Source organism: Chryseobacterium mucoviscidosis (genome assembly GCF_002177115.1).
In the GTDB taxonomy this organism is placed as follows: Bacteria; Bacteroidota; Bacteroidia; order Flavobacteriales; family Weeksellaceae; genus Chryseobacterium; species Chryseobacterium mucoviscidosis.
This window is the reverse complement of record NZ_MVAG01000012.1, coordinates 1-235: the sequence shown is the minus strand read 5'-3', so window position 1 is coordinate 235 and position 235 is coordinate 1. Positions and strand designations below refer to the sequence as shown.

Here is a 235-nt window from a genome sequence, read left to right as displayed (position 1 = left end):
CCTTTTTTTAGCCAAAAAAAATTACTACGTAGTATACAATCCTACGCCAGATACATTTTACTACAAAATAAATAAAGGTTCGGAAGGTGTAATTGCCGGAGGACAGACGGTTTATGTAGATCTCAATCAGCGAAAAAATTCTATAAAAGTTTTCGACAGAAATAAAAAACTATTGTTTGATACAGCTTTTGAAGTAAAAAAAATAAGAGGTCTTATTAATATTCCTCATCAGGAT

At 30.6% G+C, this 235-nt stretch carries 1 pseudogene; it reads left to right on the top strand.

Annotated elements, in window-relative coordinates:
• Window positions 1–235: pseudogene (locus B0E34_RS00055) on the top strand (hypothetical protein); the annotation flags it as partial.